The organism is Streptomyces sp. NPDC018833, assembly GCF_044390825.1.
Classification (GTDB): Bacteria; Actinomycetota; Actinomycetes; order Streptomycetales; family Streptomycetaceae; genus Streptomyces.
In genome coordinates this window covers 17668-29776 of the sequence record NZ_JBIRZM010000019.1, presented here as the reverse complement: position 1 = coordinate 29776, position 12109 = coordinate 17668, and the positions used below count along the sequence as shown (strand labels likewise).

8 protein-coding genes are annotated in these 12109 nt (G+C 72.5%); 1 reads left to right on the top strand and 7 read right to left on the bottom strand.

Features of this window, described 5'->3' with window-relative positions:
- Positions 1 to 4 precede the first annotated feature (4 nt).
- The 5 genes from ACH5AF_RS29745 to ACH5AF_RS29725 form a co-directional block, all read right to left on the bottom strand.
- A complete protein-coding gene (locus ACH5AF_RS29745) occupies positions 5 to 547 on the bottom strand; it encodes a hypothetical protein (protein WP_398905865.1) in 543 nt (180 codons plus the stop codon).
- Positions 548 to 816: 269 nt separating this feature from the next.
- Positions 817 to 1932 (bottom strand): hypothetical protein, encoded by a 1116-nt coding sequence (locus ACH5AF_RS29740; RefSeq protein WP_398905863.1) that lies wholly within the window; start codon positions 1930 to 1932, stop codon positions 817 to 819.
- Between the two features lie 173 nt (positions 1933 to 2105).
- Complete coding sequence (locus tag ACH5AF_RS29735) at positions 2106 to 5174, bottom strand: BTAD domain-containing putative transcriptional regulator (RefSeq protein ID WP_398905861.1); 3069 nt, start codon at positions 5172 to 5174, stop codon at positions 2106 to 2108.
- Between the two features lie 347 nt (positions 5175 to 5521).
- Positions 5522 to 6706, bottom strand: coding sequence for a lipase family protein (locus ACH5AF_RS29730; RefSeq protein ID WP_398905858.1), 1185 nt, complete (start codon positions 6704 to 6706; stop codon positions 5522 to 5524).
- Between the two features lie 249 nt (positions 6707 to 6955).
- Complete coding sequence (locus ACH5AF_RS29725) at positions 6956 to 7261, bottom strand: hypothetical protein (RefSeq protein WP_398905856.1); 306 nt, start codon at positions 7259 to 7261, stop codon at positions 6956 to 6958.
- Positions 7262 to 7431: 170 nt separating this feature from the next.
- Here ACH5AF_RS29725 and ACH5AF_RS29720 point away from each other — a divergent pair, with 170 nt between their 5' ends.
- Positions 7432 to 10011: a polysaccharide lyase family 8 super-sandwich domain-containing protein gene (locus ACH5AF_RS29720; protein ID WP_398905854.1), complete on the top strand. Its 2580-nt coding sequence runs from the start codon at positions 7432 to 7434 to the stop codon at positions 10009 to 10011.
- Positions 10012 to 10018: 7 nt separating this feature from the next.
- On the opposite strand, the gene ACH5AF_RS29715 is transcribed toward ACH5AF_RS29720, so the two are convergent.
- Both ACH5AF_RS29715 and ACH5AF_RS29710 read right to left on the bottom strand, forming a co-directional pair.
- Positions 10019 to 10600 carry a histone deacetylase gene (locus ACH5AF_RS29715; RefSeq protein WP_398905852.1) on the bottom strand — a complete coding sequence of 194 codons (582 nt, stop codon included), beginning with the start codon at positions 10598 to 10600 and terminating at the stop codon, positions 10019 to 10021.
- A gap of 239 nt (positions 10601 to 10839) precedes the next feature.
- Positions 10840 to 12108, bottom strand: a complete 1269-nt coding sequence (locus tag ACH5AF_RS29710) for an ATP-grasp domain-containing protein (RefSeq protein ID WP_398905850.1) — start codon at positions 12106 to 12108, stop codon at positions 10840 to 10842.
- Between the last annotated feature and the right edge of the window lies 1 nt (position 12109).

Sequence of the window (12109 nt, the reverse complement as noted above, 5' to 3'; positions counted from 1 at the left end):
GCCGTCAAGCCACCGGCACCGTGCTGCGGCGCCTGCGCAGCGCACCCTGGCCCAGCACGACCCGGTCGGCCGGCAGCACAAGCAGCATCTGGTCGGTGATCCGGCCCGTGAGCGTCACCCCGGTGCGCTCCAGTTCGAGCACCGGCACCTGCTCCCTGCCGTGCAGCCCGAACCGGGCCCGCTCCTGTGCGTACGGCATCCGGCAGCGCAGGTCGTCGACCAGCTGGAGCGGCTCGTCCCAGCGGCGCAGCGGCCACAGGGCCGGGTCCTGCGGCACGGAGACCGCCTGCGGCAGCCAGATCCGCGCGGTGCACAGCAGGGTGCCGCCGATCCGGTAGCCGAGACCCAGCCGCAAACCGAGACCGTCCTCGCGCCCGTCCTCTCCCTCGCCGACGGCCCAGTCGGGCGCCGGTCCGGCGTCGGCGTCCAGCGCGTCGACGGACACGTCGTACCCCACCGACCCAAGCGCCTCGACGACCGGGTCCGTCCGTACGGCGCGGATCCACGCCGCCTCGTTGAGCGGCAGCCGGACCCTGCTCTCTTCCATCCGCATCATGTTCTCTTCCCCGTGGACACCCGGCGTCGCCGGACGTACCGGAGCCCGGCTGCCCGCTGGGGGGCGGCCGGGACTCCGCTGACCACAATTGGTGACGAACGATCAACATACTGTGGACGAAGGCGCGTTGGCGAGGAGCATTCGGCTCCCGGGTGACCTTTCGATCAGTCCCCGGCCCGCCCACGGAATCGGCGGTGCTGTGATGTGCAGGACTGTGCCGGGGGCGGCGAGTGGCCGACAAGCACGGCCGCCCGACCTTGTCATATGCCCTGTGCCCGGGCCGAAACCCCCGGCCTCCGGGCCCCGGCCCCGGGCCCCGGGCGAGATCCCCCCAGCGTGGGCCACTTCTTGTCGAGTGCGACGGCCCTCAGCTGGTCCATCGTCAGCGCGGGCCGCTCGCGGCTCGCGTCCTGCCCCTGGCCGGGCGCGTTGAACGCCGGGATCACGACCCGGAACCCGTCCGGCCGCAGCGTGTCGACGGTCCAGCCCACGGTCCCCGCACCGCCCTTGGCGTCCGGATCGGCTTCCTGGCTCTCCAGCACCCGCGTGCCGTCCGGCAGCTCGGACGCGTCGGTGAAGCGCGAGGCCAGATCACTCATGCCCGGCTGCACATTGATCTGGATGAAGCTCCGGCCCTTGCCGTCGTCGACGACGACGTAGCCGTACCCCACGTCACCGCCCCTGTCCGTGACCTCCATGCCCTTCGGCAGCAGCTGGGTGAGCGTCTTGGTGACGTCCTCGCCGGACGGCTCGCCGGGTCGTGTGTCCGCCGCCGGAGGATTGCGCGCCTCGGCACGGAACTCCTCCGTCAGCGGCTGCCAGGAGGCATCCGTGACCAGGGACTTCATCTGCTCGGCGGTGAGCGGCGGCGCAGACCGGGTGATCTCGCCGCCCTTCTCGACCGGGGAGTCGTACTCACTGGCGTCGACGAGGACGCCCTGGGGGGTGACCATGGTCGCCCGCCACTGCTTCGCGCCCTCCCCCCTGCCGTACACGAAACCCCTGATCAGCATGAACCGGGAGCCGTCCGCGAGGGTCTCGGCCGTGCAGGAGTCCTGGTCGACGAGCGCCTCGGAGGGGCAGGTGACGTAGTCGTCCGCCATTTCACCGTCCGGCCCGACGGTGTTCAGGCTGAGCGAGATCTGCGCCTTGCCCTTCCCGTCGTCGAAGACGACCGCGGCGTACGGCATCGAGGGCCCGACCTTGCTGCTGCCGCGGCCGCCCTCGTGGACGACGTCGCCCTTCGGCAGCAGCGCCTTGAGCACGTCGATCATCTCTTCGGCGGTGACCGCGCCGTCGGTCTTCTCGACCGCCAGGTGGGGGATCTCCCCCGCGGAGGCGACCGATCCCTTCCCGCCGTCACGCTCACCGAGCACACCGGTCGCATATGTCCGGGCAGGCCCACCGTCACCAGCGCCAACGCCCCGCCGGCCACCGCGGCGCGGCGCACGGCCACCTTGCGGCGGCCGCGGTTCACTCCGCCCTCGACGAGGGCCGGCCGGTCGGCGGGCAGGATGCCGGCGCCGGTGCGATGCAGCGCATCGCCGAGTCAGGCCCCGTCGGCGAACCGGTGGTCGGGCCGCGGGACACGCGGCCGGATTGCGGGCGCCGACGACGTCCCATCGGCCTGCGGGACCGGCGCCCCGTGCGCGGGCGCCGACGACGTCCCATCGGCCTGCGGGACCGGCGCCCCGTGCGCGGGCGCCTCGCCCTGCGGGACAGCCACCCCGGGTACGGGTGCTGGGGACGTACCGTCGGACTCCGGCGCGGCCGGACGCAGCAGTTCGCGCAGTTCGGCGAGTGTCTTCTCGTGCGCGCCGTCGAACGCCTCCAGCGTCCGCACGGCGGCCCGCCACTGTTCCCGCGCCTCCCCGACGCGCCCCGCCGACCGCAGCAGCAGCCCCTGCTGGTGCCGGGCCAGGCCCACCATCTGGGCGTCGCCCCGCGCGCCGGCGCTCTCCAGCAGTCGCGTGCACTCCACCGCCGCCGCCTCGTCGCGTCCGAGCCCCCGCAGGGCCCGGACGATTCCCAGCCGGCCCTGCGACTGGCCGTGCCAGGGCCCGTCGTCGCCGAGGATGCGCAGGCACTCCTCGAAGTGGCGCAGCGCGTCGGCCGGTTCGCCGAGCGTGAGATACGCGTAGCCGATGTTGCAGTGGGAGGTCTGGACGAGTACGTCGCCGCCGAGCCGCATCCCGATCTCCAGGGCTCGCTCGTGGTAGCCGATGGCGGCGCGGGCGTCGGTGTGCTCGTAGAGGTTGCCGAGCGCGATGAGGACGACTCCCTCGGAGTACGCGTCGTCGAAGCGGTGGACGAGTTCCAGGCTCTCCCGCAGGACCTCGGCCGCCTCTTCGTACCGCCCCAGCGCCTCCAGCAGCAGCCCATGGTTGCTGAGACTGCGCTGCATACGGCGCTCGTTGCCGAGTTCGCGCCAGGCGGTGAGCGCCTCCTCGTTGAGCGGCAGGGCCCGGTCCGGCCGGCCGCTGAGGAAATGCAGCCCGGCCAGATCGCTCAGTGCGTTCGCCTCCGACTCGGCGTCGCCATGGGCGCGGGCCGCGTCGAGAGCGATACGGCCCACGACGGCGAGTTCCTGGAGCCGGCCGCGGTGCCGCAGCAGGATCGACCACGCGCGGACGAGGAGGGGCACGGCCCGGGAGGCGAACGCGTACCGCTCGGTCAGCGCCACCGCGTTCACGACTTCGGCGTCGCACCAGGCCAGCGCCGTGTCACCGCAGGGGAAAGGTTCCGCCTCACCAATCGGATCGGGCAGCCGCAGCTCGGTGTCGGAGCCCACCGGGGACAGCGTCAGCGCAGCCTGCCGCGCCCGCTCGCCGTACCAGCGCAGCACGCGCTCAACCGCGGCCTCCCTGCCGCCCTCCCGTTCGGCCAGCTCACGGGCGTAGTCCCGCACGAGGTCGTGCGGCACGAACCGGCCGTACGACACCTCCTGCACCAGCGCCACCTCGACCAGCCGGTCCAGTGCCGCCGCCGCCCGCGGCTCGTCGCTCTCCATCAACCGGGCCACGGCGGCGACGCCGTACTCGGGCAGATCCACCGCGCCCATCCTGCGCAGCGCGAGAGCGGCGTCCCGGTCGAGGCCGTCATGGGCCACGGCGAGCGAGCCGCGCACGCTCAGATCGTCGTAGTCGAGATGGTCGAGCCGCCCGGTCTCCGCGTCCAGCAGGCCGGCGAGCACATCCGGGGTGAGCGCGCTGCGGGCGGCGAGCCGGGCGCCGACGACCCGCAGCGCCAGCGGCAGCCGCCCGCACAGCTCGACCAGCCGCTCCAGCCGCTCGCCCGGGCCACGACCCGAGACCGCGCGCACCAGCTGCTCGCTGTCACTCTCGCTCAGCGGCGCGAGAGGGAGACGCTCGGCGCCGTCCAGCGCGGTCAGCGAGGAACGGCTGGTGATCACGACCGCGCAGCCCGCCCCCGCCGGCAGCAGCGGCCGCACCTGCGCGGCGGACGCGGCGTCGTCGAGCACGAGGAGCGTGCGGGTGGGGGCGAGCACCGAGCGCAGCAGCGCGGTCGCCGCGTCGAGCGCGTCCGGTACCTGACGCGGGTCGACGCCCAGGTCCCGAAGCAGCGCGGCGACGGCCTTGGGTGCCTCCAGCGGGGTCATGCCGGGGGTGGCACCGTACAGATTGAGGTACAGCTGCCCGTCGGGGAACTCCCCGCTGAGCGTGTGCGCGACATGAGCGGCCAGCGCGGACTTGCCGACCCCGGCCATTCCGGAGACGACGGCGACGGCACCACCCGCTGTCAGCGCGGTGCGCAGACGGGCGACGGTCTCCTCGCGCCCGGTGAAGTACGCGGGTCGCGGCGGTAGTTGCGCCGGTGGCCGCCGCTGGGGCACCTGGGGCGGTGGGGGCTGCGGCTTCGTGATCGGGCCGCGGAGCACCTCCTCGTGCGCCTCCCGCACCGCGGGCCCGGGGTCGATGCCCAGCTCCTCCACGAGCGTGCGGCGCAGCGAGCGGTAGACGTCGAGCGCCTCGGCCTGCCGGCCCGTGCGGTGCAGCGCCAGCATCAGCTGCCGGTGGAACGTCTCACGCAGCGGGTACTCGGCGACCAGCGCCGCCAGTTCGGGCCCCAGAGCGTCGTGCCGGCCGAGAGCCAGCTCGGCGTCGTAGCGCCACTCCAGCAGCAGCAGCCGCGACTCCCGCAGCCGCTGCGCCAGCGCGGGTTCGGCCTCGTCAGGGCCGAACACCCCGGCCAGCGGGCTGCCCCGCCACAGCGCGAGTCCGTCCCGCGCGGCGGCCACCACCACGGCCCAGTCGCCGCGGCCGCACGCGGCGCGCGCCGTGCGCACCCGCTCCTCGAACACCTCTGTGTCCAGCTCGCCGGGCGCGACCCTCAGCACATATCCGGGCGCCACGGCTCGCAGGCGGCCCTCCTCGGCGAGAATGCGGCGCAGTCGGGTCACATGGTTGTGCAGGGACGCGTGGGCGGACGCGGGCGGTTCGTCGCCCCACAGTGCGGCCTTCAACTCGTCGACGGGCACCACCTTGTTCGGGCGCAGCAGCAAGGTGGCGAGCAATGTGCGGAGCTTGGCACTGCCGAGATGCTGCGGCTCGCCCGCGGCGTCGTGCACGGCCGGCGCGCCGAGCAGGCGGAACCGCATCGTCTTCCTCCCCCGTAGCCACCCGTCCGTGAGCGCTGGCCCATGTTAGCGATCTGTTGGAGTGGCCTGTTTGGATAAGTTCATCGGATCCGGCCCGCTGGTGCTCGGCGTGGGGAAGCCACACTCGGGGGAGTGTCGCCGCCGCGGCCGGATTCGCGGACAGAGAGAGCCCCGGGTCACTTCGGGTGCCGGGGCTCTCGTCCGTTCCGTCCCGCCGGCGAGCGGACTTCTGCGGGGCAGCGGTGCGGGCGGATTGTCCGCGGTCCGCATCAGAGCCACCGCATCAGAGCCAACGGCGCGCCGCTGCGCGTACATCCTCTGCTCCCAGCCGTTGCCGGTGGCGCGCTTCAGTCGGTCTTCGCCGACTCGTCGAAGAACCTGACGATCCGGGGCAGGGCTTGCCGCACCGATCCGTTGTGGTCGTGGTCGCCGACGTCGGTCAGCCGGCGTGCGGCGCCGTTCCTCGTCAACTGGTCGGCGCAGTACATCGCGTGACTGAAGTCGACATCCTTGTCGCCCCGGCCGTGGAAGATCTCCACCGGTACGTTCGGCCGCCAGTCGCACGTGTTGTCCATCGGGCGCAGCTTGTCCTTCAGGACACCGTCGGGCTTGCGGATCTTGTTCAGGAAGTCCTCGGTGAACAGGTCCTTGGAGGCCGCCGGGAGTTCGCTGACGTTCTGCCCGGCGGTGTGATGGCCGTCGAAGAGACCCTCCACCTTGCTGTCGTAGGGGGAGCGGAAGAGGTCGCCGGGTGACGTGTAGAGGCCGTACGTCTTGTTCCAGGCGGTGACGAAGTAGGCGAGGTATATACCGGATTTGGCGATCTTGTCGTCGGCCGCGGCGGCCTCGAAGGCCGAGAGGTTGTAGGGGCCGCTGACCGGGGCGAGTGCCCCCAGCCGAAAGTAACGGTCGGCGCCCTCCTGCTGAAGCGCCCGGCCTACCAGCATGGTCGCGGGGCCGCCCTGCGAGAACCCGCTGACCTGAACCTTCCGCTTCAGCTCCCGGCCGTTGTGGTGGGCGAAGGTCCGGGCCGCGCGCAGGCCGTCCACCGAGGCCGCGACGGTGGCCCGAGGGTCACCGTAGGGGTGGAAGCCTTCGCCCGAGCCGAGGCCCACGTAGTCGGGAGCCGAAACGGCCCGCCCGGTCGAGGCGAACAGCAGAGCGACGAGCCGGTCGTTCGACTTCGGATTCTCCGAGGCGACGTCCTTGCGATAGACGGTGGTGCCGTGCAGCCAGGAGACGGTGGACAGGTGGCGCGCCCCGCCCTTGGGCAGGACGACGAGCTGGCTCGCGATCGTGGGGGCGCCCGCGCTGTCAGTGGTGCGGTAGGTGACCCGATAGGCGGTCACGCCATAGCGGACCTGGGACGAGTCGATCTTTCCCTGGAGCTCCCCGGCCACTTCCTCCGCTGTGAGGTCGGCCGCTTGCTCGACGGAGACGACGGCCCCGCCTTGTGCCCGCTCACTGTGGGAGCCGGCCGCCGCCGAGACCCGGAGCCACCAGGGCGGACACACTGCCGAGGACCGCCGCACCAGCCAGAATCTGGATATTCGTTCGCCGCGAAGTCATGGATGGATCATGCCCGTCGGCCGCTCCGCTGGGACATGGAGCGACCCCCCGGGCCGCAAAGGGGGAAACCCTCCTCGGGGCCGTAGGGGATGCCGGCTGCCCTCATCCCCTATTTCCTACGGGACAGGCCCCGTAGTTCCAGCTCGGACACCAGGGAGCAAGTAACCCGCCGGTAGGTTTCGGATGTTCAGCGACGGCGGCGAGCAGCAGGGTCACGCTCTGCGACGTGCCGGGCGACCGCGTCGACGCCGGGGCGGGCGTACCGCTCCAGGGAGCGGACGGAGGCGTGGCGGGAGCGGACGGAGGCGTGGGCGGGAGCGGGCCAGCAGCATCGGGGTGGAGGTGTCGCCCTCGGCGTCGTGGGTGAGGGCACTGTGGTGGAGCCGGTGCAGGGTCCAGCCGTCCAACTCCTCGATGTCCTCGGGTGAGGCGAGGGGGTTGGCCGGCAGCCGGGTGTTCTCCTCGAAGATCTCCTCAGCCCGCGGCAGGAGAGCCGGGCGGGGCCGGACTCGGGGCACACGTCGAGCGTCGGGCGGCTACCGTGGACAGGGAGTCGCCCCTGCCCTGCACGGGGGTCACTTCCTCGCCCCGGACAGGGAGCCGTCCCTGCCCGTTGACAGGGGTGGCCGCCATTGCTTGGATGCGCCGCAAGCGCTTTCCCGGCTGCCCGTCAGACCCTGGAGCCCAGGTGCATCTCTCGCGTCGCACCCTGTTGTCCCTGTTGCCCGCGGTGGCCGTACCGGCCGCCGGGCAGCCTCCCGCGTCGGCCGCGCCCCTCACCACCTCCACGAACGCCGCCACCACGAACACCGCGCCCCCGAACGCCGCCGGCGCATCCGACCACGCCGCCCTGCTCCGCAACACCATCGCCGTGTTCGCCGGGACGACCGAGTCCAACGCCCGGCCGGAGGTCGCGCCCAAGCTCGCGGCCATCGAGTCGACCGCCCGCGCCCGGCTCACCGCGATGGACGACGCCGGGCCGGGCGAGCTCTTCAAGGGCGTCCCGCTCGGGGCGAACGACGCGAACCTCACCCGGTCGTTCCAGTACCTGTACGAGATCGCCCTCGCCACCCGCACCCCCGGCCGCGCCGCCTCCGACCTGCGCGGGAACGGGACGGTCGAACGCCGCGTCGTCGACGCGCTCGCCCACCTCCACGACACGTACCACGGCGACCAGTCGAAGGGCTACTACGGCAACTGGTTCAACTGGGAGATCGGCATGTCCACCCACCTGAGCAGGATCCTCGTCCTGCTCAGGGACGAACTGGCCGCCCACCGCCCCGACTTCCCGGCGGCCTGCGTCGCCTCGATGGACGCCTATCTGCGCAACGGCAAGGACGGCGACGTCGACCTCGACTCCCGCTTCCACACCGGCGCCAACCTGGCCGACATCACGACCAACCGGATCCTCCAGGGCGCCGTCCTCGGCGACGACGCCCGCATCGGCAAGGCCGTGACCGACCAGCTGACCGTGTTCGCGACGATCGACCCGTACGACCTGCGGCACGGTGTCACCGACGGGTTCTACGCGGACGGTTCCTTCATCCAGCATGCCTCCGTCGCCTACACGGGCTCGTACGGCAAGGGCCTGCTCACCCGCGTCGTCCAGACCGTCAAGATCCTCGACGGCACGGCCCACGCACCCGGCCACGACCTCACCGAAACCGTCCGGCGCTGGGTCACCGACGGCTTCGCTCCGGTGATCTTCGAGGGCTGGATGATGGAGATCGTGAAGGGCCGCGGGGTCTCGCGGACCACGACGGGCTACGCGGACGTCGCCACGGTCGTCGAGGCGGTCGTCGACCTCTCCTCGTACGTGACCGACGCCGACTCCCTCATGGCGTACGTCAAGTTCGTGCGCGACACCGCGAAGTCCCCGCCCGATCCGGCGGCGTTCGTCTCCCCGGTCAGCATCGCCCGCTACGCGGACATCCTCGCCTCGCCGGTCCTGGCGAAGGACCTCACCCCCGCCGCGCACCACGTCGCCTTCAACGCGATGGACAGGACCGTCCACCGCCGCCCGGGCTACGCCTTCGCCCTGGCCCGCAGCTCCGAACGCGTCAGCAAATACGAGTACATGAGCGGCGAGAACCTCATGCCCTGGTTCCACGGCGACGGAGCCCACTACCTCTACCTCTCCGGTGAGGACCAGACCCAGGCGTACGGCGTCGACCACTACACCACTGTCTCGCCCTACCGCCTCGCCGGCGTCACCGCCCCCGTGGAGGCGCGCGGCACCGTCCCCGAGCTCTACGGCGGCCTCTGGTACGACAACCCGTCGCGCGGCTTCACCTCGTCGTCCGAGTCGCAGAACACCTACGTGTACTTCCCCCGCGCCACCAACGCCTTCTCCGGCGGCGCCCGCCTCGGCGCCTACGGCGCGGCCGGCCTGGTGCTGGCCGACGACGTCCCGTACACCGCGCAACAGGCCGGCACGCTCCCCGACGACTTCGTGGCCTACGCGAGCGCCCGCGCCACGAAGTCGTGGTTCCTGCTCGACGACGAGATCGTGGTGCTCGCGGCGGGCGTGGGCGACCCGGCGGGCCGGGCCGTGACGACCACCCTCGACACCCGGATCGCCGCGCCGTCGGCCACGGTCGCCCTCACCGGCGCCCTGCGCGACGGCAGCCCCTGGTCGGGCACCGGCACGGCGCCGCTGGCCTGGCTGCGCTACGCCGACACCACCAGGAACACGGTGATCGGTTACGTCTTCCTTTCGGGCCCGCCACCCACCGCCTCCCTGGACACCGTCACACGCAGTCGCCGGGTCGTCCGCCAGTCCAACCCGGACACCCAGGTGACCAAGCAGGTCTTCAGCCTCTCGATCGACCAGGCCCCCGGCGCCCCGCCCACGGCGACGGCCTACGCCCTCGTCCCGCACGCCACCGCCCGCCGCCTCGCCTCCTACGCTCGGGGCCCGGTGACGGTCCTGACCAACACGCCTCGCGCCCAGGCGGTCAGACACGCACACCTGGGCCTCGTCGCGGCGAACACCTTCACCCCGGGCACGCACTCCGTGGAACGCCTGACGATCGACGGCCCGGCCTCGGCGCTCCTGCGCAGAACCCCGGACGGCACGACGGCGCTGGCGGTCTCCGACCCGACGACGCGGCGCCGGACGATCACCCTGACGCTCCACGGCCGCACGCTTCGCCCGGTGTCGGCGGACGAGGGGGTCCACGTCCGCCCCGTCCCCGGCGGCACCCGCATCGAGATCACGACCCACCAGGCGTACGGCAGGAGCTTCACGGCAACGCTGCGCCGCTGAACGGCCGTCAGTCCGGGTCGACCAGCGCTGCGATGTCGCCGGCGGTCCAGTGCCCGGCGGCACCGGGGCAGGTGGCCAGGTACGCGGCGATGTCGCCGGCACTCCACGCCCCGGACTCGGCAAGCCCCGCGGCGAGGTGCTGCACGTACGCAGCGGAGGGCCGCCGCAGCGCCACATCGTGCACCCGCCACGGCGCCGTGAACGTGAGCACCGGAATCCCGTCGAGCGTGCCCGGGCACACCAGGGTCTCGTAACGCCCTGCACCGAGACGCGAACGACCGAGACGCACGGCTTCGCTCAGGTCGAGGTCCGCACCGGGTTCCCGGTACATCTCCTGTGCCGCGATGTCGGAGAACTGCTGGACCGTGATGAGGTGCGCCCGCGCCCAGGCGAGCCCTTCCGCCGACGGATCGTAGAACCCTCGACCACCCGTCCAGACCGGCGACTCCGTGGCGAAGTACACGGCCCCGGGCAGCACAACGGGCACGGACCGCAAGGGCCCGCTCGTGTCCCGGCATCCCGGATAAGCCCGTGCGGCCCCGGGCGGCCGCCCGCCCACGAGGTAGTAGTGCAGGCGGGCGATGTGCATGTTGGACCCGTAGGACGCGTACCAGACGCGCTCCCCAACGGGCGCCCGAGAAGGCCCCGGAACCAGAACATGAGGCCCCGCCATGGCTGCTCCGCGATCAGATCGTGACGGATGACACGCGGGCCTCCCGGGAGGACGGCGCGTCACACGCGAGGGTCGGTGTCCGACTCCGAAACTACAGAACCCGGGCTCGGAGACGATCCGAACCGGGGTTCCGGTGGAGCCGCCTTCGAAGACGCTCACTCGGCAGGGGCGATCTCCACCCGGACCGCGTCCACCGCGGCGCCGAGGGCGCGCTCGACGGAGACGGCGGTGTCGCCAGTGGCGATCACCGCGCCGACGGCACTGGAGGAGAAGTGCTCGGGCGGGAGCCTGATGGTCGTACCCGGCGTGCGGTCGAGCACGACGTGCTGGACGCCGGTGACGCCGAGCGCGGTGTCGACGCCGTCGACCCGCACAAGCTTCCCTGCCACCGGGGCCATGATCTTCCGCAGGCCGGCGCGCAGCGGCGGCTGATCGGGCAGGCGCGGTGCCCGGCCGGTGGCGACCCGGATCACGTTCTCGTGGAAGGGGACCCCGGTTGCCAGCCCGACGAGATGGGAGCCGATGAAGTCGCCGCCGGCGCGGGCGGCGACTTCGATCAGGCGGGCACCTGCCCCGGGGTCGTACATGCACTCCAGGTGGAAGGCGCAGTCGTCGAAGCCGAGGGCGAGGACGGCCTCGCGCGTGAGCGCATGCACGGCGGAGCGCGCGGCGCCGGGCAGGGTGCTGGGGTGCAGGTGGGCGAGTTCCAGGCGGAAGGGCTCGGTGGTGGTCTTGTCGGTGATTCCGCAGACGGTCACCTCGCCGCGGTGCACGAAGCCCTCGACGCTGTGCTCACTGCCGCGCAGCAGCTCCTCGAGAACGAGATCGCCGCGGTCGTGGCGGAAGATGCTGTCGCCGTCCGTGCCGGTGAGGCGGGTCAGCTCGTCGAAGGCGGGCCGCAGTTCCCGTTCGTCCCGCAGCAGGAAGATGCCCTTGCTGCCGCTGCCGGCAGCGGGTTTCAGCACGGCCGGGAGTCCGATGTCGTCCAACGACCGCACGGCGTCCTGCCAGGTCCGTACCCGGGCGAAGCGGGGTATCAGGTGCGGCCGGTCCGCGAGGGCATGGCGCATGAGGTACTTGTTGCGGGCGAGGCGGGCCGCGGCGGGATCGATGCCAGGCAGGCCGAGGCGCCGGGCGGCGCGGGCCGCCGGTTCGACGCCGGCGTCGGACCAGGTGACGACGCCGACGACGGTGTGCGCGGCGGCGACGCCGTCCACCGCCGCGTCGAAGGCGTCGGTGTCGTGCGGGTCGACCGCGCGCACCTCGGCGAGCAGTGCCTGCGGCAGTCCCGCCGGCGGCCGGGCCGCGAGGAGCGCCACGGAGAAGCCGTTGCGGTGTGCGGCTTCGAAGGCGGTGCGGTGTTCGAGCGGGTTCTTGCGCAGCCCGACGAAGAGGACGACGGGGCGCGGGGAGGGCTCGGGCACG

Bases quoted from the DNA above. Each gene is read 5' to 3' on its own strand.
- ACH5AF_RS29715 (WP_398905852.1), bottom strand. From the start codon at position 10,600: ATGCACATCGCCCGCCTGCACTACTACCTCGTGGGCGGGCGGCCGCCC.
- ACH5AF_RS29735 (WP_398905861.1), bottom strand. From the start codon at position 5,174: ATGCGGTTCCGCCTGCTCGGCGCGCCGGCCGTGCACGACGCCGCGGGC.
- ACH5AF_RS29745 (WP_398905865.1), bottom strand. From the start codon at position 547: ATGGAAGAGAGCAGGGTCCGGCTGCCGCTCAACGAGGCGGCGTGGATC.